The organism is Streptomyces sp. NBC_01635 (genome assembly GCF_045209715.1).
GTDB lineage: Bacteria > Actinomycetota > Actinomycetes > Streptomycetales > Streptomycetaceae > Streptomyces > Streptomyces hirsutus.
The window spans coordinates 8406071-8428538 of the sequence record NZ_CP109277.1 but is presented as its reverse complement, the minus strand read 5'-3'; the positions used below and the strand labels follow the sequence as shown (position 1 = coordinate 8428538).

Below are 22468 nucleotides of genomic sequence, written 5' to 3'. Positions count from 1 at the left end.
GGTCAAGCCCGCTAGCCGAAGGAGACGACTCATGGCCAACGTCTCGCATCCCCGCGGTGACATCACGAGCCACCCCGATGCTCCAGAAATGCGGGCACGGTACGACCGCATGCTCGGCGGTCGTGACGTGGTCCTGGTGGACGGGCCGGTCTTCCTGCTCGGCCTCTACTGTGCGGTGTCCCCCTGGATACTCCACTACACGACGAGCCAGCCCGCGCTCGTGCCCCACAACCTGATCGTCGGCATTGCGATCGGTCTGCTCGCCCTCGGCTTCACCGCCGCGCCGGCGCGCATGTACGGCCTCAGCGGAGCCATGTGCGCCCTCGGCGTGTGGATGATCGTGTCCCCGTGGATCGTCGGCACCAACCCGGACGCGGGCATCGTCTGGAACAACATCGTCATCGGCGCCCTGACCCTGCTGCTCGGTATCATGTGCGTCGGCACGGCGTCCAGGAGCACCTCGAGGACCTAGGGGGCACCCCGGGAGGAAACCCTCGAGCGCAGGCCGGTCCGCGTCCCCGCGGCCCGGCCTTCCCCTGTCCGGACCGGGAAAGGCCGGGCCGCGGGAGGACTGCCCCGGCCGTCCGCGGGCACAAGTGCTGCAGCGGAGGTTCCGAAAAGGAGGGGCGAGATGGAGATCGGCGGCATCATCAGTGCCATCATCATCGGCGTAGTCATCGGCGTCCTGGGCCGTCTCGTGGTCCCGGGCCGCCAGCGCATCGGCATTCTGTGGACGATCCTCGTCGGCATCGTCGCCGCGCTCATCGGCTCGGCGATCGCCTCGGCGTTCGGGGTGGCCGACACCAAGGGCGTCGACTGGGTCGAATGGCTCATCCAGATCGGCCTCGCCGCGTTCGGTGTGGCCGCGCTGGACCGGGCGAAGGCGCGCCGCTGACGGCGAGGGCCGTCGGCGCGGACAAGCCCGGACGGACACGCACGAACGGACGCACGCGGACGGATGACGGACAACGGGTCCGGAACGGGTCCGGTGGGAGCACCTCGAGGGTGCGGCCCACCGGACCCGTTCGTGTGCGCCCCAGGGGCGTCCGTGCGAGGCCCGGGGTGACCAGGGCGTGCGACGTGCGACGTGCGGCTACGGGCCGTACACGTACGGAATCGTCGTGGTGAGCGGGGCGAAGCCGAGGCGTTCCAGGATCGGGCGGCTCTGGCTGGAGGCGTCGACCTGGAGGTAGCGGTACCCGCGCTCGGCGGCGACCCGTGCCCGGTGGGCCACCAGCGTGCGGTAGATGCCCCTGCCCCTCCAGGCATCGACGGTGCCCCCGCCCCACAGACCGGCGAACCGGGTGCCGGGCACGAGTTCCATCCGGGCCGCGCTCACCGGCTCCCGGCCGGCCAGGGCCACCACGGCGACCACGGTGCCGGGCGCCGCGGTGAGCCGGTCGAGCAGTTGGTGCCGCAGCCGGGAGGCGTCGCCCCGGAAAGCCTTCTCGTGCACGTCGGCCACCAGGTCGACGCCCGCCCGGTCGGTGACGGGTACGATCCGGACGCCCTCAGGAGGCTCGGCGTCGAGGCGCAGCCCGGAGATCTCGCCGATCATCAGCGTCTCCTCGGGTCCGGGCGTGAACCCCGCCGCCACGAGCCGCTGCCCCAGGTCCGCGGGCAGATCATGGCCGTACAGCTTCCACTCGAACGCGCGGTTCAGTCCGGTGAAGTACGCGATCTGCGCGGCGATCACCCCGTCCGCATCCGTCCCGCGCGGGTCCGGGCCGCCCTCGTGCCGCTCCCCCGTCTCCGCCGCCCCGCCCAGGCCGGACCAGACGACGCCGTTCCAGCCGTGCCGCGGGGCGGTCTGGCGCACCACCGGGCCGATGCGTTCGACGCGGGCGCCGGGGCCGTCCGGCCGCGCGCCTTCGCGCAGCTCACGGTCGAACAGGGCGAGTACCGCGGCGTGATCCATACGGCACACCCCAGCACGGGCCCACCCGGCCGGGCAACAGGATTCGGCATCGCGTCGGCCCGACGACCGCGCATAGGGTTGCCGTCGACCCATTCCCCGGGAGAGAGGCCTCGCCCCATGGCCGTGAAGGACACCGAACTGCCGTATCTGCGTCGCTGCGTGGAGCTGGCCACCGAGGCACTGGAGGCCGGGGACGAGCCGTTCGGTTCGGTCCTGGTGGGCGGTGACGGCACCGTACTCGCCGAGGACCACAACCGGGTGGCCTCCGGGGACCGTACCCGGCACCCCGAGTTCGAGCTGGCGCGCTGGGCGGCGGCCCGGATGACGCCCGGTGAGCGGGCCGCCGCCACGGTGTACACCTCCGGCGAGCACTGCCCGATGTGCGCCGCCGCGCACGCCTGGGTGGGCCTCGGCCGGATCGTGTACGTCGCCTCCTCCGCCCAGCTGGCGTCCTGGCTCACCGAGCTGGGCGTGCCCGCACCGCCGGTGCGGACGCTGCCCGTGCGCGAGATCGCCCCCGGTGTGACCGTGGAGGGGCCGGTCCCCGGGTTGACGGAGGCCGTGCGGGAGTTGCACCACAGGTTCCACCGCGCGGGCGGCTGACCCGGCGCGGGGCGTCGCCGCCCCAAGGCTCCTGTCCCCGTCGGCCTCAGGCCTGCGCGCCCGCTTCCGCTCCCGGGCGGGAGCGGCGGTACAGGGCGCTCCCGCCGAGGGAGAGCGCCACTCCGGTGGCGAGGACCGGGAGGGTCTGGTCCCCGCCCGTTTCGGCGAGGGCGGCCGAGCCGGCGGGGGCGGCCGGCGCGGCGGCGTGCGCCTCGGGTCCCGGGGCGGAGAGAACGCGGGTGCGTCGACCGGGTCATGGCTTGTCCGAAAGTCGCACACCGTTCACTCCGTGGAGCGCCCGTCGCTCGAACTCCGGCACCGGCTGCCGCACAGACACAGGGGGTGACGGACCCCAGGGCGCCGGGCCGGGCACGGCAGGGTGCGGTCCGGCCGACAGGCGGGGCCGATGGGGTCCCCGTATCGTGATCGAGGGCGCCGGTTCCCGGTCCGCTGTGGGGCGCCCCTGGAGGCATCGATGCTGGCCAAGCTCTCCATGCGACTCCCGGTCCGGCGCTGCGCGGTCATCGGGGCGGCCGGACTGGCCCTGCTGGGCACAGGTCTCCCGGCGGCCGCCACCGAAGGCCCCGGTCCCGGCCTCGACCGGTTCTACGACCAGAGGATCACGTGGTCGGCCTGCGAGGGCGCGGACCTGCCCGAGGACCTGCAGTGCGGGAAGATCACCGTCCCGGTCGACTACGCCGAACCCGGCAGGGGCACCCTCGAACTGGCCCTCGCCCGTTACCCCGGCACGGGGAACCCCCGCGGCTCGGTGGTGCTGAACTTCGGCGGGCCGGGCGGCTCGGGCGTCCTCGGACTCGCCCACGGCGGCAAGGAGTTCATGGGTCTCACCGACGAATACGACGTGGTGTCCTTCGACCCGCGCGGGGTCGGCCGATCCGCACCGGTCAGCTGCGGCACGGAGGCCACGGGTCGGGCGCTGGAGGCCACCGGCGGCAAGGACATCTCCGATCCGAGGAAAACGCTGGCCCAACTGCGCGAGGTGGCCGCCGAGTGCGCCGAGCACTCGGGCCCGGTCCTGCCGCACATCGGCACCGTGAACGTCGCACGGGACCTGGACGTCATGCGGCAGGTGCTCGGCGACAAAAAGCTCAACTACCTGGGCTTCTCCTACGGAACCCGGCTGGCGGCGGTGTACGCGGCCCAGTTCCCCGAGAAGGTGGGCCGGTTGGTGCTGGACGGGGTGGACACGCTGACCGAACCGCTGGCCGAACAGGGACTGGCGAGCGTACGGGGCCAGCAGACCGCGCTCGAGCACTTCCTGACCTGGTGCACCGAGGACATCGCCTGTCCGTTCGGCCAGGACCCGCGCAAGGCCAGGAAATCGGCCGTGAAGCTGGTCGACTCGCTCGACGAGAACCCCGTACCGACCGATTTCGGCTACGCGTTCACCGGTCAGGACCTCGTGGTCGCCCTGGGCCAGGGCCTCTACAGCAGGGAACTGTGGCCCTTACTGCAACGGGCACTCGCGGCGCTGATGGAGGACGGGGACACCCGCGGGGTGGAGGCCTTCGCCACCGGTGGGGTCACACTCCCCCTGCCGCATCGCGCCGACGATCCGCTCGTCGACGAGGAGCAGGTGCCGCTGGACAATCTGCCGGCCGCGCTGATGGCGGTGAACTGCGCGGACGATCCCGACCGCCCGGCCGCCGAGCAGGTGACCCGGGACCTCGGCCGGCTGCGCACCGCCTACGAGGAGGCCTCCCCGGTCTTCGGGCGCCACCGGCTCGCCCAGGTGCTGATGTGTCACGGCCGTCCCAAGGGGACCGACTTCATCCGCGAGAAGGTCAAGGACGTCGACACTCCGAAGATGCTGCTGGTCGGCACCCGGGGCGACCCGGCCACGCCGTACCGGTGGACGGTGGAGACGGCCGAACGGCTCGGCCCGTCGGCCGTGGTGCTGGACAACCGGGCCGAGGGCCACACCGGCTACGGGTCGTCCGACTGCGTCCACCGGGCGATCGATGACTTCCTCCTCTACGGAACTCTGCCGCCCAGCGGCAGCTCCTGCGGCGCCGAGGACGGCGCCCGCCCATGAGTCCGCACCCGGACGGCGCAACCGATGCCCCAAATGCCCGATCTGCGATTCGGCTCTATGGTGCTGTCATGGAGCACGATCTGAGTCCCGCAACCCTTGCCGAGCTTCGCCGCCCGCGCCCCTACCCCGCGGTGTCGGTGCTGACGCCGACGCACCGGCGCGAGCCTCTCAACGCCCAGGATCCGGTCCGGCTGCGCAATGTGGTGGCCGAGGCCAAGAAGCAGCTGGAGGCCGATCCGGCGGTCACCCGGGACCGGCGTGGAGAGGTGGAGCTGCAGCTCGACCGGGCCCTGGCCGAGGTCGACCTGGCGCACGCCGAGGACGGCCTGGTCATCTTCGCCGCTCCGGGCGAGCACCAGGTGTGGTCGCTCGCCCGGTCGGTGCCGGAGCGTGTGGTGCTCTCGGACACCTTCCTCACCCGCAACCTGGTTTCCGCCCACACGGCGGAGCGCCCCTTCTGGGCGCTGTCCGTCTCCCCGGACCGGGTCACGCTGTGGAACGGCGGCACGGACCGGGTCACCGAGGAGCACGCCGGCGGCTTCCCGCTGACCCGCGCCGTGGAGAACTTCGATCCCGAGCGCCTGGAGCAGGTCGGCGACCAGCCCAGCGCCTTCCGGGACGAAGGCACCCGCCGGTTCCTGCGCGAGGCGGATACCGCGATGGGCGCGATCCTGCGTGAACATCCGCGGCCTCTGTACATCACCGGGGAGCCGGCCGCGCTGTCCCTGCTGGGCGAGGCCGGCGGTGTGACCCGGGACGCGGTGCAGGTCCAGCACGGCGGTCTCGCGCACGGCACGCCCGACGCGGTGTGGCAGGCCCTGCGCCCCGTGCTCGAGAGCGAGGCCCGCAAGAGCACCGAGGGCGTCCGCCGGGCCCTGGAGACGGCCCGCGGGCGCAAGAGGTTCGCGGCCGGGGTCGACGAGCTGTGGCAGAACACCAGAGAGGGGCGGGTCCAGTTGCTGGCCGTCGAGGAGAACTTCCGGGCGACGGTGCGTGAAGCGGGGGAGCATCTGGTCGCCGCCGAGTCCGGCGACCTGGACGCCCGCGAGGACATCGTGGACGAGCTGGTCGAGCAGTGCCTGGAGACGGGCGCCGAGGTCCGCTTCGTCCCGGACGGCGCCCTCGGGGACGCGGAGCGGATCGCGGGCGTACTGCGGTACTGAGAGAGGCGGGGCGGGCGGGCTCCCAGGGGCTGCCGCGCGTCCCCTCGCGAGGCGCCCGTCCCGTCCCGGGGTGCCCGGCCGGAATCCGGTCGGGCACCCCGGGACGAGGTCGGTACGGGTCGCTTCCGTGAACAAACACCTACGCGTCGAACATGTGCTCGTGCAGCGGATGCCGACCGGAACCCTCATCAAGTCACTTGCGCACCAAGGGATTTGGCCCGCCGGATCGGCATCCGGCACATACCCTCGAGTAACTCCGCGAAGACCGTGGCATGTGCCATGGGCATGACCTTGAGGTGTCTTGCCGAATCACTTACAGGGCGTGGCGGGCTGTGCCACAGTCGTAACGGTCCCCCGTCCGACTCTGGCCCGAACCGTCCCACATTCGGAGTGCGTCATGCCGCCCCACCTCTCCGCGGACCGCTCGACAGCCCAGCCGCCAGGACGCGGCCCGGTCGACGCTCTCATCTCGCAGACCCGGCGGCTCAAGGGCGACGTGGACGCCGTACGGCGCGGCACCCCCGCGGACACCTCGGACCCGCAAGGCCGCTGGCAGCGCGCACTGTACGACCTGGCACTGCACCAGCTCAACGACCTGGACGAACACCTGGCCCAGCTGCGGGACGGCCCGCTGCCCGTACCCGCGCCGGCCGCTCCCGCGGGGCCGGCCGGGCCCGCGCCCACCACGCAGTCCACGCCGGGGCAGGGTCCCCTGCTCAGCCGGGTCGGCAGTGCCGAGTGGAACCTGCTGACGGACGAGGCCAGTTGGTCCGGGGAGTTGTACCGCATCCTGGACCGCGACCCGGCCGCCCCGCCGCTCACCCTCGACGAGCTGCCGTCGCTGGTGCACGACGAGGACCGGCCGAGACTCACGGCGATGGTCACGGGCTGTCTCGTCGACGCCCGTCCCATCGACGGCGAGTTCCGGCTGATACGCCCGGACGGCAGCGTCCGGACCGTGCACATGATGGGAGAACCGGTCCTCGGGACCGACGGCAGCACCGCCTCGATGTGGGCCGTGCTGCGGGACGTCAGCGAACTGCGCCGGTGCCGACGGGCGGTCAGCGAGACCCGTGACTCGCTGCACCACCGGGGGCAGGACGCGCCGCGGACCGGGCAACGGCTCGCAGTCGGGCTGCAGGAAGCCGTGCTGCCGGCGTGGCGCGGCTCCCTGCTGCTCCCGCGAAGGGGGCCCCGCACCCTGGACGTCGCCGCCCGGCACCTCCCGTCGGCGACGGGTGCGGCGACCGGCGGAGAGTGGTACGACGCCCTCGAACTGCCCGACGGCGCCACCCTGCTCAGTGTCGGCGAGCTGACCGGGCAGGGCGTCGGCGTGGCCTCGGGCATGGCGATGCTGATCGGCGCCATGCGGGGCATGGCGATGTCCGGCACCGAGCCCGGCCCCCTGATGACCTGCCTCAACCGGTTACTGGACGCCACCGGGCAGCCCGCCCTCGGCAGCGGCCTCTGCCTGAGCTACCGGCCCGAGACGCGCTCCCTGGTGTGGGCGCAGGCCGGGCACCCCGTCCCCCTGCTGTTCCGCGGCGGGACGGGGCACGCACTGGACGTTCCGGACGGCGTCCTGCTGGGCGCCGCCCCGGCCTCCTCCTACGGGCAGGCCGAGAAGACCCTCGAAGCCGGCGACCTGCTGCTGCTGCACACCGACGGGCTGGTGCCCGGACGGACCGGAGCCGCATCCGCCCACCGACTGGTCGGCCTGGCCCCGCAGTTCGCGGAAAGCCGTACCGCGCAGGAATGTCTGCTGGCCGTCCTGCGGGAGTTCGGTGACAGGCAACGCGAGAACGACGCCTGTGTGCTCGTCGCCCGGGTTGCCTCGTAGGGCTCCTGAGCCACTGATCCGGCGTCGGCGGCCTCGTACGGAAAACACCACGTGCCTCGTGACGAAGCACCCGCGCTCCCCCGCCGTTCCCGTGCTCCCCGGCCCCGCTACGCCCGGGCGCTGTCCCCCTTGCCCCTCGGCCTGGGCAGGGCCGCCCTGATCTCCTCCCGCAGTTCCTGGATCCTGGGATACGAGGAGTACTCGGCGGTGAGCCGGTACATCTCGCGCAGCCGGTCCCAGGTTCGGCGGGAGGAGTTGGAGCCCATCGCCATCAGCGCGAGACGCGCGTACCGGTCGGCCTGTTCCGGGTCGTCGGCGATGAAGCAGGCGGAGGCCATGGAGAGATGGTCGAAGATCTTCGACCGCTCCCGGCCGTCGATGCGCAGGGACAGAGCCTTCTCCGCGTAGTGCTGGGCGTGCACCGCCGCGTCGGGTTCGAACTCGGCCAGCGTGCGGTAGGCCAGGGCGTGCATGCCGTACAGATCCTCGTCCTTGAAGGTCTGCATCCAGTCCGGCGGCTCCTGGTCCGGCCCCCGGTCGGAGACGAACAGGTCCTCGGCCCGGCCCAGGGTCCGGCGCATCGCCTGCCCCTTGCCCATGGACGCCTGCGCCCAGGCCTCGATGGTGTGGAACATCGCGCGGGTGCGCGGCAGAGCCTCCTCGCCCGAGCCCGAGTGGGCGAGTTTCAGCAGGTCCAGGGCCTCGTCGGGCCGGCCCAGGTGGACCATCTGGCGGGCCGCGCGGGACAGCGCCTCCCCCGCGCGCGGCCGGTCGCCGCCCTCCCGGGCGGCGTGCGCGGCGATGACGAAGTACTTCTGCGCGGTGGGTTCCAGGCCGACGTCGTGCGACATCCACCCGGCAAGGACGGCGAGGTTGGCGGCGACGCCCCACAGGCGCCGCTGGAGATGGGGTGGGTGGTGGTAGGCGAGCATGCCGCCCACCTCGTTGAGCTGGCCGACCACCGCCTTGCGCTGGAGGCCGCCGCCCCGGGCGGCGTCCCAGGCACGGAACACCTCCACGGAACGCTCGAGTTCCTCGATCTCCTGGGACCCGATGGGGGCGGCCTCGTACCGGTCGAACCCGGCGGAGTCGGCGTGCGGCGGACGGTCGAGTCGGGAAGCGTCGGTGGTCAGGGCGGGATCCGTGTGCAGCCAGTCGTGCATGGCGCCGGTGAGTGCGGATCCCGCGGCGAGCGCGGCGCCCGCGCCCACCAAGCCGCGTCGGTTGAGCATGAGGTCCATTCCCGTGAATTCGGTGAGGATCTCGGCTGTCCGCTCGGGCGCCCACGGCACTCCGTCGGGATGTTCCCTCTTCCCGACGCTCTGCCGTTTCCCCGTACGCCCGTGCCGGACCAGACCGAGATCCTCGATGGTCACGACACGGCCGAGACGCTCGGTGAACAGGACCGCCAGCACCCGCGGGACGGGATCGCGCGGGATTTCTCCCATGTCGATCCAGCGCCGCACTCGGGAGGTGTCGGTCGCCAGCTGGGGATGGCCCATGGCCGCCGCCTGCCGGTTGACCAGCCTCGCGAGTTCGCCCTTGGACCAGCCGGCCAGGCCGAACAGGTCCGAGAGCCGGGTGTTGGGTTGTCCGCTCACGTCAAGCCCCCAGGTTCTCGGCTGAGTTGACAGTAGCCGGGTGAAAGATGCCGAGCGACTATTCGCCAGGGTTCGCCAGGGTGCGCCAGATGGTGTGCCAGGGGTCATCGGGTGTCGAGTAGGAATGCGCCACCACGACCCGGTCCCGGCCGGGGCATTCCCCAGGATGCGCCTGGGCGACCGGGCCGTGTGGTGCGCTGACGTCACAGGCACACGAAGGGATCTGTATCACCCATGTACGCAGCATCGTCCTCCGTGTCCGCCCCGCCCCGGCCGCTCCGTCCGCGTCCGGCGGACAGCGGCCCCTACCTCGCCCCCGCTCGCCAGGCGGCTCCCGTGCTCGGTGCGGGCAAGCCACGGCGCGCTCCGGGTTCCGGCCCTCAGCAGCTGAGCGGCCGGCTCGACCTGTCCGGTCCCCAGGGCGCCCAGTTGCGCTCGGCGCTCGCGTCGGTGCACCGCATCTGTCCGGAGTTCGCGCCGGTCCAGGTGCTGCGCCGCAACGGCCGGTCCGTTCTCCTGGTCGGCACGACCGGCCGGAGCACCGCGGTGGCCAAGTGCTTAACGGATCACTCGCCCGCCTGGTCCGAGCGGTTCCGGCACGAGATAGCGGTCTACCGCTCGTTCGTCCGGCACCGCCCGCCCACGCGGGCGCCCCGGCTGATCGCGGCGGACCCGGACAACTGCACCCTGGTGATCGAGCGGATGCCCGGCCGGGTGGCGGCACTGCAGCGGCACCCGGTGGAGGCACCACCACGGGCGGACATCAGGGCCGCGCTCGGCGCGATCTGCCGGCTGAACACATGGCGCCCGCCCGCCGGCACGTTCGACACCCCGCTGGACTACGCGGCGCGGCTCGCCCGCTATCACGAGCTGGGTCTGCTCACCGACCGGGACATGGACGATCTGCAGAAGCTGCTGCACGGCATCGCGCACGCGGCGGGGCGCCACGGCATGGGTCAGTTCTGTCACGGCGACGCGCTGCTCTCCAACATCCTGATCTCACCGGCCGGTCCCGTGCTGGTGGACTGGGAGCACGCGGGCTGGTACCTGCCGGGGTACGACCTGGCGACGCTGTGGGCGGTCCTCGGGGACGCGCCGGCGGCGCGGCGGCAGATCAGCCAGATCGCGCAGTCGGCGGGCCATGCCTCACGCGACGCTTTCCTGGTGAACCTGATGCTGGTGCTGACGCGTGAGATCCGTACCTACGAGACGGCCGTGCAGCGTTCGATGCACGACGCACCCCCGGCGGCGCCGAACGCGGCCCGGCCGGGCGCGCTGCCGTCCGGCGAGGAGCAGCGGCTGCTGCTGCGGCGGCTGCACGACGACTGTCAGCTGGCCCGCAAGGCCGTGCGCGCGGCGGTCGGTACGCGCTGACCCACAGGACGTGCGAAGGCCCGCGGTGCTTCCCGGTGGGGAGGCGCCGCGGGCCTTCGCACGTCCCGGTGCGTTCCCCCACGGGTCTCGGCACGGTTCGGCACGTTCCCGGAATTTCACGGCCCGTTCCCGGCGCCACCGGTGTACGCCACTGACGTACCGCAGGTCTCCGGGCCGCCGCCACGAAAGTCCCGTGCCCCCCGGGTGACAGGGGAATCGCACCTCTCCTGGGCATGATTGACGGATCATCGGCCAGCCGGTAGCACAGACGCACCGCAGGCCCCCGTACGGCCCTGTGGCTCGTACGGACCGTCCCGCCCGATCGTCCCAGGAGACCGCGTTGCGAGGATCCCCCACCCGACCCGGCCGTGCGCCGGTCGCCGGTGCCCGCCCTGCCCGCCGTACGGCCGGCGCCCTGGCCGCGGCGGCGCTCACCCTGCCGCTGCTCGGCGCGGCCCCGTCCGCTGCCCCGCCGGATGCCGTCCCGTCCGACGGAACCCGGTTGCAGAAAGCTTTCGGCGCCGCGGCCGCCGCGTACGAGGTGCCGCGGAGCGTGCTGCTGGGCGTCTCCTACCTCCAGTCCCGCTGGGACACGCACGACGGCGCGCCGAGTGTGACCGGCGGTTACGGCCCGATGCACCTCACGGACGCCCGCACCGCGCTGGCGGCGATGTCGCATCACGACGGGGGGACGGAGGATCCCCGGGGCGACGACGCCCGGCCTCCGCTGCGTCCAAAAGCCCGCACGCCGCACACCGGGTCCCTCCCGGACCGGCTGGCCACCCTGCCGAGGGCGGCCGAGCTGACCGGGCTGAGCGCCGGGCGGCTGCGCGACGATCCGGCCGCGAACGTGGCGGGCGGCGCCGCGCTGCTGGCCGAGGCCCAGCGGGAGCTCGGCGGGGCGCCGAGCGAGGACCCGGCGGACTGGTACGGCGCGGTGGCCCGCTTCTCCGGCACGGACGACGCCGCGTCGGCGGCGGCGTACGCGGACGAGGTCTACGAGGTGATCCGCGCCGGTGCGCACCGGGTCACGGACACGGGAGAGCCGGTCGTCCTGGCCGCCCGTCCGGAACTCGTCCCGGACCGGTCGGCACTGCCCGGCACCGGTCCGCGGGCCGTGTCCACCGGCTCCGCCACCACCCCGGAGTGTCCCGTGACGGTGTCCTGCGAGTGGATCCCGGCGCCGTACGAGGAGTTCGGGGACGGCGACTACGGCAACCACGACCTGTCGGACCGTCCTGCCTCGCAGCCGATCCGGTACATCGTCGTCCATGACACCGAGGGCGCCTGGGAGGGTGTTCTCGACATGGTCCAGGACCCCACCTATGTGTCGTGGCACTACAGTCTGCGCTCGACCGACGGTCACATCGCCCAGCATGTGAAGGCGAAGGACGTGGCCTGGCACGCGGGCAACTGGTACGTCAACGCCGGGTCGATCGGGCTGGAGCACGAGGGCTTCCTGGCGGAACCGGACGCCTGGTACACCGAGGCGATGTACCGTTCCTCGGCCCGTCTGGTGCGGTATCTCTCCGCGAAGTACGACATCCCTCTGGACCGGCAGCACATCCTCGGCCACGACACCGTGCCGGGTACGACCGCGGCGACCGTGCCCGGCATGCACACGGACCCCGGCCCCTACTGGGACTGGGCCCACTACTTCGAGCTGCTGGGCAGCCCGTTCGAGGCCACGGCCGGGAAGAACGGCGGCCTGGTGACGATCCGCCCCGACTACGCCACCCACGGCCCGGTGTTCACGGGCTGCGAGACCGCGGGCGAGCCGTGCGCGGTGCACGGGTCCAGTGCGGTGCGGCTGTACTCCGACCACGACGAGAAGTCCGCCCTGATCAGGGACATCGGCCTGGGTTCGAACCCGACGACCGGGGTGAACGACCTGTCCTCACGGGTGTCGACCGGCCAGCAGTACGCGGCCGCCGGCCGGTGGGGCGACTGGACCGCTATCTGGTACCTGGGGCAGAAGGCCTGGTTCAGGAACCCGGAGGAGCGGCCCACCGCGGTGCCCGCCGCGGGCCGGGTGGTGACCCCGAGGAAGGGCCTGGACTCCGTGCCGGTGTACGGGCGCGCCTACCCGGAGAAGGCCGCCTACCCGGAGGGGGTGCCCGCGCAGGAGGTGTCCCCGCTGCCGTACACACTGCTGAAGGGCCAGCAGTACGTCACCGGCGGCAAGGTATCCGGTGAGTACCTGTACGCGGTGACCTTCGACCGGTCCTCGCACCAAGTGGTCCGGGGCAAGGAGCCGTACTACCAGATCCAGTTCGGCCACCGGGTCGCGTTCGTGCGGGCGGCGGACGTGACGGTGAGAACGGTGTAGCGGCGGCCGTCCCTGGCGTTCGGTCCCGGCCCTTGTTCCCGGCCCTTGTTCCCGGCCGGGGACCGGGGGCCGGTCCGGGCCGGTCAGCCCTGCTGGAACAGTTCGGCGGGCAGCGGCTTGAGGAGGGTGTACAGGTCGTCGGTGATGGGACGGTCCCAGGCGGCGATGGTGACCAGCACATGGTCGCTGCGGTCGAACTGCACGCAGGAGATCCGGCTCTCGGAGAGCTTCACGCGGCGCACGATGAGCAGGTTGTCGCCCTGCATCACGGGCACGTCCTCGGTGCCGACCACGGTCACCTCCTCGTCGTTCTCCAGCGCCAGCAGCAGCTGTCCGACCTCGAAGGGGACCTCGCCCTCGGGGACCTCTCGGGCCGGGGAGCCCTCCGGCAGATTGCCGATGATCATTGCGGGGCCGCGGCCGCCGAACAGGTCGTAGCGCAGGAAGACGCCCTGGCAGGTGCCGTCGGGGGCGGGCAGCAGCCCGGCGCCCAGATTCCCGGGCCAGTCGCCCGGGTCCATGGCCAGGACGTCGAAGTCGGGTCCGGCGGGAGTGGCGCTGCGGCGGCGGAGGAACGACATGCCGCCATGGTACGTGCCCGGGCCCGCGGGCGGACGGCCGGGCGACGCCCGCCACGCCCACCCGGGCCGCCGTTGTCGCCGGCCCTGCGGACAGTCCTCGGGGACGGCCGTGTGGACGACCCGCGGCTTTGTTTCGAGGGCTACTCCTCCGGCGGCGCCGGCGGGACCACGACGACGGGGCTCGCCGCGTGGAGCAGGACGGCCTGGGTGACGGAGCCCATCATGCGGGCCGGTGCCAGCAGGCGTCGCCGGTGGCGTCCCACGACGACCGGCCCGGCGTCCTCGGAGGCCGCGACCAGGTGCCCGGCGGCGTCTCCGGGCAGCACCCGGATCTCGGCGGTGACCTCGGGGTGCCGTGTGCGGTGCGGGGCGAGGAAGCCGTCGGCGAGGACGCGGATCTCGTGCTCGACGGCGCTCTGGTCGATCTGCGGCGCAGGCATCTCACCCGGCAGCATCCAGGTCTGCGGGGGCCACGGATAGGCGGCCAGGACGCGGAGCCCGGTGCCGCGCAGGGCGGCCTCGCGGAAGGCGAAGGCGAGGGTGGCCTCGTCGGGGCTGTCGACGTTCACGCCGACGACGACCCCGGGGCCTGCTCCGGCGCCCTCGGCGGACGTGCCGGTGTCCCGGCCGGGCCGGGGGACCACGACGACGGGGCATTCGGCATCCCGGGCCGCGGCAAGGGAGTTGGAGCCGAGCAGCAGGCTGCTGAAACCGCCGCGGCCTCGGGAGCCGAGCACCAGCAACTGCGCCGTGGCCCCCAGTTCGGGCAGGACGGCGCCGGGAGCGCCGTCCAGGGCGACGAAGTCGACGGCGGGGAGGCCGGTCCGGCCCTCCAGCCGGCCCCGGACCAGACCGAGGACCGGGTCGTCCTCGGCTGCGGGAAGTCCGGCGGGCGCCGTGTCGGGCCGCCCCCAGAGAGCGTACTGACGTACGTGTGCCACCCTCAGTGGGGCCTCGCGCCGGTGTGCGGCGTCGAGGGCCCACTCCAGGGCGCGCAGACTGTCGTCCGAACCGTCGACCGCCGCGACGACCGGCTGAGTGCTCATGGGGTTCCTCACTTCCGGACTACGGCGCTCACTTTCCGGGGCCGGCCCGGCCCGGCCCGGCCCTGGTCCCGGAAGAGTCTCCCTGGTCGTGTGTCCAGAAGATCGGCGGCGACACCTGCCCGGCGGTCCTTCCGCTCACCGGCCGGCAGGCCCCGGCGGGTGCGCCCCGGGGCACACCCGCCCTGCTCACGTCAGGTCGAACTCCCCCTCACGGGCTCCGGACACGAAGGCGCCCCATTCGGCCGGGGTGAAGATCAGGGAAGGGCTCTGAGGACGCCCACTGTTCCGCATGGCGATGAAGCCCTCCACGAAGGCGATCTGTACATCCCCCAGGCCTCGGCTGCTGGACTGCCACTGGGCGTTGCTCAGGTCCAGGTCGGGCTTGTCCCAGCCGGTGAGCGGTCGCTGCTGGGTGGTGCTTTCGGCCACGTCCGTGCTCCTCCCGATGTCCTTCGTCCGCGGCCAGCCTAGCGATCGGTTCCGGCCGCCGACAGGTCATGTCAGGGGTGCCTTTCCACAGAGGTGGCACGGGTTCGGCGCGGACGCGGGGCGGGAGGCGGGGCCGGCCGGAGCGAGGCGCGGGCGACGCGCGCGCCGGGACCGCCGGCGCCCCGCCGGCGGACGCCCGACGGCGGGCTCCGAAGCACGGGAGTTCGGACCGCGGACTTCGGACCACGCGATTGAACGCGGGACGACATACGAACGTACTGGTGGTGGCAGGCCCGTTCACGGGCCCGGTGTGCCATGCCCTCGCAGTACCGCACGGAAGGACCCCCGGGTGCAGCTCTTCACACGCTCCCGTCAGCTGTCGGACCCCACCGAGAGCGGAGCGGACCCGGACGACGGCCCGGCCGGCACCACTGCCCCTCCCCCCGCCCCCGCCGGCACGCCCGAGCCCGAGCCCCGCGAGGAGACCCCCGACGGCCCGGCACCCACCCGACCGGACCGCTGGCGGCAGCGCCACCCCCGCGCCGCCCGTGGCATCACCGTGGGGACGACCGTCCTGGCCGGAGCGCTGCTGCTGTTCGCGCTCCTCGTGCCGAACCGCGTGGAGCGGCTCTCGCTCGAGACGTTCCTCCGCATCCCGGCCGAGGGCGTCCTGCTGGCGACGCTGCTGCTCGCGCTGCCGCCGAAGCCCCGGCGGATCACGGCGGTGGTATCGGGTGTCCTGCTCGGTCTGCTCACCGTCCTGAAGATGGTGGACATGGGGTTCTACCAGGTACTGGCCCGCCCGTTCGACCTGGTGCTCGACTGGATCCTGTTCGACGACGCGGCCGAGTTCGTCCGGGAGTCGTTCGGCCGGGGCGGGCAGATCCTCGCCGTGATCGGTGTGATCGTCCTGTTCGCCGCCCTGCTGGTGCTGATGACGCTGGCAGCGGTGCGGATCACGAACCTGATGGTCCGCCACCGTCCGACCGCAGCCCGCACCACCCTGGTCCTCGGCGTCGTGTGGATCACCTGCGTCACCCTGGGCGTGCAGATCACCGGCGTCCCGCTCGCCACCAAGGGCACCGCGGAGATGCTGGGCAACCGCATGGAGCAGGTGCGCGCGGGGCTCAAGGACGCACGGGTCTTCGAGCGGCAGGCCGCCGTCGACGCCTTCGCCGACACTCCACCGGACCAGTTGTTCACCGGGCTGCGCGGCAAGGACGTCCTGTTCACCTTCATCGAGAGCTACGGCCGGGTCGCGATCGACGATCCGGCGATGGCGGAGCCGATCGACGCGGTACTGAAGGAGGGCACCGGCACCCTGAAGGCCGCCGGTTTCGAGTCGCGCAGCGGCTGGCTCAGGTCGCCGGTGACGGGCGCGGGCAGCTGGCTCGCCCACTCCACCTTCCTGTCCGGCCTGTGGATCAAGAACCAGCAGCGCTACCGCAGCCTCACCACCAGCGACCGCATGACCCTCACCAACTACTTCCGCAAGACCGGCGACTGGCGCACCGTCGGCATCGTGCCCGGGGTGCGGCGGGCCTGGCCGGAGGGCAAGTACTTCGGCCTGGACCACATCTACGACTCCGAGCACCTCGGCTACCAGGGCCCGTACTTCAGCTGGACGCCGGTGCCCGACCAGTTCACCATGGAGGCCTTCGAGCGTCTGGAGCACGGCAGGGAGAACCGCGATCCGATCATGGCGGAGATCATCCTCGCCTCCAGCCACAACCCGTGGTCCCCCAACGCCCGCATGATCGACTGGGACGACCTCGGCGACGGCTCCGTGTTCCACGAGATCAAGAAGGAGGGCACCGACCCCGCCGAGGTCTGGCAGGACCCGGAGAAGGTACGCACCGAGTACCGCAAGTCCATCGAGTACTCGCTGCGCAGCCTGACCGAGTGGATGGAGCGGTACGGCGACGAGGACACGGTCCTGGTCTTCCTGGGCGACCACCAGCCCGTCCCGACCGTCACCGCCGGCGACACCGGCAAGGACGTGCCGATCACGATCGTCGCCCGCGACGAGAAGGTCCTGGACCGGGTGGCGGACTGGAACTGGACCGACGGCCTCAAGCCCGCGCCCGACGCCCCGCGCTGGGGCATGGACGAGTTCCGCGACCGCTTCATGACCGCGTACGGGCCGCAGGGAGGCAAGCACGGCGGCGCGTCCGGCGCCACCGGCTGAGCGGAGACCTCCCGGCCCCGCCCCGCTCCCCTCCTCCCGCTGCCCTCCTCCCTCTCCCCCGTTCACGGCACCCCCGGCGCGCGGAAGAAGTGCGCCCCGGGCCTTGCCTTGGACGGGGTCGGGCTGGATTACTGATGCCTACGGCAGCGACCGAATGATCGGTCGCCCGTATTGGCATGATTGACGCGACGGATGCGATGAGCGAGGGGAAGTTCCTGATGGCTCAGGCGGTGGACCTGCTCGACTCGGCGGAACGGCTCGGCGTGGAGGAGCTGCGGGCACTCCAGCTGGATCGGCTGCGGTCCTCACTGCGGCACGCCTACGGCCATGTGCCGTTCTACCGGGCGTCCTTCGACGCGGCAGGCGTCCACCCGGACGACTGCCGCTCCCTCGCCGACCTGTCCCGGTTCCCGTTCACCACCAAGGCGGACCTGCGGGAGAACTACCCGTACGGGATGTTCGCCGTGCCGCGCGAACGGATCCGCCGGCTGCACGCCTCCAGCGGGACCACCGGGCGCCCCACGGTCGTCGGCTACACCGAGGGCGACCTGTCCATGTGGGCGGACATGGTGGCCCGTTCGATCCGTGCGGCGGGCGGACGGCCCGGGGACACGGTGCACGTGGGGTACGGCTACGGGCTGTTCACCGGCGGCCTGGGCGCCCACTACGGCGCCGAGCGGCTGGGCTGTACGGTGATTCCCGCCTCCGGTGGCATGACGGCCCGGCAGGTGCAGCTGATCCAGGACCTGGAGCCGGCGGTGATCATGGTGACGCCGTCCTACATGCTCACCCTGCTGGACGAGTTCGAGCGGCAGGGCGTCGATCCGCGCGGCACCTCCCTGCGCGTGGGGATCTTCGGCGCCGAGCCCTGGACGGAGCGGATGCGGCAGGAGATCGAGGAGCGGTTCGCGATCGACGCGGTCGACATATACGGGCTGTCGGAGGTCATCGGACCGGGTGTGGCGCAGGAGTGCGTGGAGACCAAGGACGGGCTGCACATCTGGGAGGACCACTTCCTCCCGGAGGTCGTCGACCCGCTCACCGGCGAAGTGTTGCCGGAGGGCGAGCGGGGCGAACTGGTCTTCACCTCGCTCACCAAGGAGGCGATGCCGGTCGTCCGCTACCGGACGCGGGACCTGACCCGGCTGCTGCCGGGGACGGCCCGGACGTTCCGGCGGATGGAGAAGATCACCGGCCGCAGCGACGACATGGTGATCCTGCGCGGGGTGAACCTCTTCCCCACCCAGATCGAGGAGATCGTGCTGCGCACACCGGGCGTGGCGCCGCACTTCCAGCTCCGGCTCACCCGGGAGGGCCGTATGGACGCCCTCACGGTGCGCGCCGAGGCCCGGCCGGACGCGGACGCCGCCACCCGCGCGGCGGCGGCGCGGTCCGTCGAGGCGGCCGTGAAGGACGGCATCGGGGTGTCGGTCGGGGTGGAGATCGTCGATCCGGAGACGCTGGAGCGGTCGGTGGGCAAGATCCGGAGGATCGTGGACCTGCGTCCGCGCTGAATCGCGCCGGCCCACCCCGGGTCGGGTACCGCGCTCACCCGGTGAAGCGGTCGCGCAGCTCCCGTTTGAGGATCTTCCCGCTGGCGTTGCGCGGCAGCTCGTCCACGAACAGCACCCTCTTCGGCGCCTTGAAGGAGGAGAGCCGCTCGCGCGCGTGCGCGATCAGCTCCTCCTCCGTCGTCTCGCCGCGCGCGACGACGACCGCCGTGACGGCCTCCACCCAGCGGTCGTCGGGAAGGCCGATCACGGCCGCCTCGGCGACCGCCCCGTGCGTGTACAGCGCGTCCTCGACCTGCCGTGAGGCGACCAGGACACCGCCGGAGTTGATGACGTCCTTGACCCGGTCGACGATCGTGAAGTAGCCGTGGGCGTCCCGCACCGCGAGGTCCCCGGAGCGGAACCAGCCGTCGCGGAAGGCCTCGGTGGTCCCCTCGGGCTTGTCCCAGTACCCCTCGCAGGGGTGTGACCGAGATACGCGTCAAAGGGGCAACAGGATGGTCTTGAAGCCCTGAGCGCCAGTCGCCCGTCACCCATTCGGTCCAGTGTCGTTGGTGGTGATGTTGAGCGTCGTCTGGGGCCTGGGGTGGGTTGTGACATCGATTGAACGGACCGCGTATCCCCGGTTCAAGCGGCTCATCACCGCGCATGAGCTGCATCTGTTCTTCTCCCCGAGTCGCGATGAGTTGGAGTGGGCGGCCAATGCCACGGACTGCGATGAGCATCTGCTGGCCCTGCTGCTGATGCTGAAGTCGTACCGGCGTATGGGGTGCTTCCCGGCGCTGGAGGACGTCCCGGAGAGGGTGGTGGACTTCGTCCGGCGGGCGGTGGAGCTGCCGGAGGGCACGCTGCCGGTGTACCGGGCGCAACGGACCGCCAAGCACCACCGGGGCCTGGTCCGCAAGCAGGCCGGCGTGACGTACGACCAGGCCAAGGCCCGGGGGATCATCGAGCAGTCGATCCGAAAGGAGGCCGTGGCGAAGAATCGCCCGGCGGACCTGATCAACATCGCGCTGGAGAAGGTGGTGGAGGCCGCTCTGGAGCTGCCGAGGTTCTCGACCTTCGACAAGATGGCCTCGAAGATCCGCGCCGAGGTGAACGCCTCGATCTGCGCAGGCATCCACGATCGCATGAGCGCTGCTCAGAGGGCGGGGCTCATGCGGCTGCTGGAGGACCGTGACAGCGACGGGACGACGCTGTTCAACCGGCTGAAGAAGCCCGCCAAGGGCCCGACCTGGTCGCACTTCAAGAACCTGAGCAGACGTTTGGAATGGCTGGACGAGCTGGGCGACACCGATGTGTGGATGGAGGGTGTCGCCGCGGGGAAGGTCACCGACTTCGCCGGAGAAGCGGACGCGGCGGACGCCTCGGAGCTGCGGGCCTTCGTCCCTGTCAAGCGCATCGCGCTGGTCGCGGCCCTGACGCACAAGGCGCGGATGCGGGTGCGGGACGACCTGGCGACGATGTTCTGCAAGCGTGTGGCGACGAAGATCAAGAAGGCCAAGGCGGAGCTGGAGGAGATTCGGCTCGCGGAGCGGGAGATCGTCGAGGCCCTGATCGGGAACTACCGCACCGTGCTCAAGCACATCGACGAGCGCGGCCCGGCACAGGAGGCGCTCACGAGGGCCGCGGTCATGACCGCCGAGGTCCGCCAGGCCCTGGATGGCCTGGACGAGGAGGCGTCGGTGGACGAGGTCGCGACGCGGCTGGAGGGCAGGGTCTCCCGGCGGTCCTCGCCCTGGTGAAGGCCCAGGTGGTGCAGGCCGGCGGGTTCGGTGCGGTCACCCGCGCGGTGGAGGGCTTCGGTGGATTCACGAAGCAGTACGAGCAGATTGAGAAGGTCTCTGCCCACCACGGCAACTTCTGGGAAGTGCTGCTGTACGGGCAGATCGGCCGGGACCGGGCGGTGATGTTCGACTTGGCCGACAACAACAAGCTGAAGTTCACTGCGACCAGCGAAGACAGTCGGGTGCTGGATGCGCTCGAGCACGCCCAGAGGCACCAGGCGGCCCGCGTCGAGTACATCACCGCCTTCGACGAGGAGGGCAAGGAGGTCGACATCTCCTTCGCCACCCAGAATTGGCGCAAGGCCGTCCTCGACAAGACCCGGCCTGGGCAGTTCGTCCGCAAGCACTTCGAGGCGATGGTCTTCACCGCCCTCGCCGAGGAACTGCGCACCGGCGACGTCGCGGTGGTCGGCTCGGAGGAGTACGCCGACTGGTCCGAGCAGCTGCTGGACTGGGGGGTCGTCCAGGAGACTCTGGGGTCCTACCTGGTGGAGGTCGGTTTCGCCGAAGCGGGCGAGAGCGCCGAGTTCGACGCGAAGTTCTTCCGCCGGCAGCTGGAGGGCAAGCTGCGAGGCGCCGCCGCGGTGGCGGACGCCGGGTACCCGGAGAACGAGGGCTTGGTCATCGATCCGGAGACGGGCATCCCGTCGTTGAAGGCATTCCGGGCTGACGGTCAGCGGCCCTCGGCGAAGCGGCTGGAGCAGGAGATCAAGGCGAGGATGCCGGAGCGTTCCATGATGGGGATCGTGGCCCGGACCGCGTACGGGGTGGAGTGGCGGCGCCGTTTCGGCCCGCCGTCCGGCAACGAGCCCAAGCTCACCGACCCCCGGGGCCGCTACGTGATCGTCACGTTCGTCGAGGGCACCAACATGGGCCCGTACGAGGCCGCCCGGCACATCCCCGGCGTGAGCGGGCACGATCTGTCGTACGTCGCCAACAAGCACTTCTCGATCGTGCTGCTGAACGAGGCGGTCGCCGACCTGGTGAACGCGCACGCCCGCCTGGACATCTCGCAGGCGTGGGGTGACGGGACCGTGGTGGCGGCGGACGGCACCCACATGGACACCTGTCTCGACAACCTGCTCTCCGAGACGAGCGTGAGGTACGGCAAGCCGGGCGGCATCGCCTACCACCACGTCTCGGACACCTACATCGCGCTGTTCACGCACTTCATCCCGTGCGGCGTGTGGGAGGCCGTCCACATCATCGAGGGCTTGCTGAAGAACACCTCCGAGGTGCAGCCGACCACGGTGCACGCGGATACGCAGGGCCAGAGCTTCCCTGTCTTTGCGCTCGCCCACCTCCTGGGTTTCGACCTGATGCCCAGGATCAGGAACTGGAAGGAACTGACCTTCTACCGGCCCTCCAAGCAGACGGAGTACGTGCACATCGACGCCCTGTTCGGCGAGCCGGGCAAGAACACAATCGACTTCGCCCTGATCGAGTCCCAGTTCCGCCACCTGATGCGCGTGGCCGTCTCCGTACGCGAGGGCACCATCTCCTCTTCCACGCTGCTCAAGCGCCTGCGGTCGGGGTCGCGGAAGAACGCCACCTACGCCGCCTTCCGCGAGGTCGGCCGCGTGATCCGCACCGTCCGGCTCCTGCGCTACCTCTCGGACGCGCCGCTGCGCCGGCGGGTGACCGCTGCGACCAACAAGGTCGAGTCGTTCAACCGGTTTTCCCAGTGGATCGGCTTCGGCAACCGCGGCGTCATCGCCGACAACGACCCCATCGAGCAGGAGAAGGCGATGAAGTTCAACGCCCTGCTCACGAACGCGGTGATCTTCCACAACGCCCTGGACATCGCGGAGATCGTCCGCCAACTGCTGGAGGAGGGACGGGAGATCGACCCGGAAGACCTGGCGCACATTTCGCCGTACCTGACCGAACACATCAACCGGTTCGGCAAGTACAGCACCCACGAACTCGGCATCCAGCCGGAAGCGTACGACCCGAAGCTTGACGTCGACTTCACCCCGCTCCGTGAGCAGGGTCTGATCGCCACCGGCCTCGGCCAGGCCGCTTGACCCGACGTTCTCGCC

The 22468-nt window shown here is 71.6% G+C and carries 17 protein-coding genes and 1 pseudogene; 12 read left to right on the top strand and 6 right to left on the bottom strand.

All coding sequences use genetic code 11. The annotated features are described in order from the left end of the window. The first annotated feature begins 31 nt into the window (after positions 1-31). The gene (locus OHB56_RS38435; RefSeq protein ID WP_326751127.1) at positions 32-472 is read left to right on the top strand and encodes an SPW repeat protein; all 441 of its coding nucleotides are present in this window, start codon (positions 32-34) and stop codon (positions 470-472) included. A 159-nt stretch (positions 473-631) separates the two neighbouring features. Continuing rightward, a complete protein-coding gene (locus tag OHB56_RS38430; protein ID WP_326751128.1) occupies positions 632-895 on the top strand; it encodes a GlsB/YeaQ/YmgE family stress response membrane protein in 264 nt (87 codons plus the stop codon). Positions 896-1093: 198 nt separating this feature from the next. Here the strand turns inward: OHB56_RS38430 and OHB56_RS38425 are convergent, their stop codons facing one another. Next, on the bottom strand, positions 1094-1918 hold the full coding sequence (locus tag OHB56_RS38425) for a GNAT family N-acetyltransferase (RefSeq protein WP_406358517.1): 825 nt from the start codon (positions 1916-1918) through the stop codon (positions 1094-1096). A gap of 117 nt (positions 1919-2035) precedes the next feature. Here OHB56_RS38425 and OHB56_RS38420 point away from each other — a divergent pair, with 117 nt between their 5' ends. The 4 genes from OHB56_RS38420 (at position 2036) to OHB56_RS38405 (ending at position 7580) form a co-directional block, all read left to right on the top strand. Then, on the top strand, positions 2036-2521 hold the full coding sequence (locus OHB56_RS38420) for a nucleoside deaminase (protein WP_055597060.1): 486 nt from the start codon (positions 2036-2038) through the stop codon (positions 2519-2521). Between the two features lie 475 nt (positions 2522-2996). Then, complete coding sequence (locus tag OHB56_RS38415) at positions 2997-4577, top strand: alpha/beta hydrolase (RefSeq protein ID WP_406358515.1); 1581 nt, start codon at positions 2997-2999, stop codon at positions 4575-4577. A gap of 68 nt (positions 4578-4645) precedes the next feature. After that, on the top strand, positions 4646-5740 hold the full coding sequence (locus tag OHB56_RS38410) for a chemotaxis protein (protein WP_326751131.1): 1095 nt from the start codon (positions 4646-4648) through the stop codon (positions 5738-5740). A 397-nt stretch (positions 5741-6137) separates the two neighbouring features. Further along, the gene (locus OHB56_RS38405) at positions 6138-7580 is read left to right on the top strand and encodes a PP2C family protein-serine/threonine phosphatase (RefSeq protein ID WP_406358512.1); all 1443 of its coding nucleotides are present in this window, start codon (positions 6138-6140) and stop codon (positions 7578-7580) included. A 107-nt stretch (positions 7581-7687) separates the two neighbouring features. On the opposite strand, the gene OHB56_RS38400 is transcribed toward OHB56_RS38405, so the two are convergent. Continuing rightward, positions 7688-9181, bottom strand: coding sequence for a hypothetical protein (locus OHB56_RS38400; protein ID WP_406358510.1), 1494 nt, complete (start codon positions 9179-9181; stop codon positions 7688-7690). Between the two features lie 234 nt (positions 9182-9415). Here OHB56_RS38400 and OHB56_RS38395 point away from each other — a divergent pair, with 234 nt between their 5' ends. Together OHB56_RS38395 and OHB56_RS38390 are read left to right on the top strand one after the other, a co-directional pair. After that, on the top strand, positions 9416-10555 hold the full coding sequence (locus tag OHB56_RS38395; protein ID WP_055597007.1) for an aminoglycoside phosphotransferase family protein: 1140 nt from the start codon (positions 9416-9418) through the stop codon (positions 10553-10555). A gap of 340 nt (positions 10556-10895) precedes the next feature. After that, complete coding sequence (locus OHB56_RS38390) at positions 10896-12884, top strand: N-acetylmuramoyl-L-alanine amidase (protein ID WP_406358508.1); 1989 nt, start codon at positions 10896-10898, stop codon at positions 12882-12884. An 83-nt stretch (positions 12885-12967) separates the two neighbouring features. On the opposite strand, the gene OHB56_RS38385 is transcribed toward OHB56_RS38390, so the two are convergent. The 3 genes from OHB56_RS38385 to OHB56_RS38375 all read right to left on the bottom strand — a co-directional run bounded on the left by OHB56_RS38385 (position 12968) and on the right by OHB56_RS38375 (position 14940). Then, a complete protein-coding gene (locus tag OHB56_RS38385; RefSeq protein WP_055597009.1) occupies positions 12968-13465 on the bottom strand; it encodes a hypothetical protein in 498 nt (165 codons plus the stop codon). Positions 13466-13605: 140 nt separating this feature from the next. Then, entirely contained in the window at positions 13606-14511 is a 906-nt protein-coding gene (locus tag OHB56_RS38380) for a universal stress protein (RefSeq protein ID WP_406358505.1), read from the bottom strand. 186 nt (positions 14512-14697) lie between these two features. Beyond that, positions 14698-14940, bottom strand: a complete 243-nt coding sequence (locus tag OHB56_RS38375; protein WP_042172421.1) for a DUF397 domain-containing protein — start codon at positions 14938-14940, stop codon at positions 14698-14700. A 349-nt stretch (positions 14941-15289) separates the two neighbouring features. Between OHB56_RS38375 and OHB56_RS38370 the strand changes: the two genes are divergently transcribed. Both OHB56_RS38370 and paaK read left to right on the top strand, forming a co-directional pair. Continuing rightward, positions 15290-17128, top strand: coding sequence for a sulfatase (locus tag OHB56_RS38370; protein ID WP_406358503.1), 1839 nt, complete (start codon positions 15290-15292; stop codon positions 17126-17128). A 218-nt stretch (positions 17129-17346) separates the two neighbouring features. Further along, a complete protein-coding gene (paaK, locus tag OHB56_RS38365) occupies positions 17347-18642 on the top strand; it encodes a phenylacetate--CoA ligase PaaK (protein ID WP_326756895.1) in 1296 nt (431 codons plus the stop codon). A gap of 34 nt (positions 18643-18676) precedes the next feature. Here the strand turns inward: paaK and OHB56_RS38360 are convergent. Then, a pseudogene (locus tag OHB56_RS38360) lies at positions 18677-19099 on the bottom strand (AMP-binding enzyme); the annotation flags it as partial. A gap of 133 nt (positions 19100-19232) precedes the next feature. On the opposite strand from OHB56_RS38360, the gene OHB56_RS38355 reads away from it, so the two are divergent. Continuing rightward, positions 19233-20384: a DUF4158 domain-containing protein gene (locus OHB56_RS38355; RefSeq protein WP_406358501.1), complete on the top strand. Its 1152-nt coding sequence runs from the start codon at positions 19233-19235 to the stop codon at positions 20382-20384. Continuing rightward, positions 20381-22453: a transposase gene (locus OHB56_RS38350; protein WP_406358499.1), complete on the top strand. Its 2073-nt coding sequence runs from the start codon at positions 20381-20383 to the stop codon at positions 22451-22453. The genes OHB56_RS38355 and OHB56_RS38350 overlap by 4 nt, the downstream gene beginning before the upstream one ends. Positions 22454-22468: the final 15 nt, after the last annotated feature.

Bases quoted from the DNA above. Each gene is read 5' to 3' on its own strand.
- OHB56_RS38430 (WP_326751128.1), top strand. From the start codon at position 632: ATGGAGATCGGCGGCATCATCAGTGCCATCATCATCGGCGTAGTCATC.
- OHB56_RS38415 (WP_406358515.1), top strand. From the start codon at position 2,997: ATGCTGGCCAAGCTCTCCATGCGACTCCCGGTCCGGCGCTGCGCGGTC.
- paaK (WP_326756895.1), top strand. From the start codon at position 17,347: ATGGCTCAGGCGGTGGACCTGCTCGACTCGGCGGAACGGCTCGGCGTG.
- OHB56_RS38435 (WP_326751127.1), top strand. From the start codon at position 32: ATGGCCAACGTCTCGCATCCCCGCGGTGACATCACGAGCCACCCCGAT.
- OHB56_RS38385 (WP_055597009.1), bottom strand. From the start codon at position 13,465: ATGTCGTTCCTCCGCCGCCGCAGCGCCACTCCCGCCGGACCCGACTTC.
- OHB56_RS38425 (WP_406358517.1), bottom strand. From the start codon at position 1,918: ATGGATCACGCCGCGGTACTCGCCCTGTTCGACCGTGAGCTGCGCGAA.
- OHB56_RS38420 (WP_055597060.1), top strand. From the start codon at position 2,036: ATGGCCGTGAAGGACACCGAACTGCCGTATCTGCGTCGCTGCGTGGAG.
- OHB56_RS38380 (WP_406358505.1), bottom strand. From the start codon at position 14,511: ATGAGCACTCAGCCGGTCGTCGCGGCGGTCGACGGTTCGGACGACAGT.
- OHB56_RS38405 (WP_406358512.1), top strand. From the start codon at position 6,138: ATGCCGCCCCACCTCTCCGCGGACCGCTCGACAGCCCAGCCGCCAGGA.
- OHB56_RS38395 (WP_055597007.1), top strand. From the start codon at position 9,416: ATGTACGCAGCATCGTCCTCCGTGTCCGCCCCGCCCCGGCCGCTCCGT.
- OHB56_RS38410 (WP_326751131.1), top strand. From the start codon at position 4,646: ATGGAGCACGATCTGAGTCCCGCAACCCTTGCCGAGCTTCGCCGCCCG.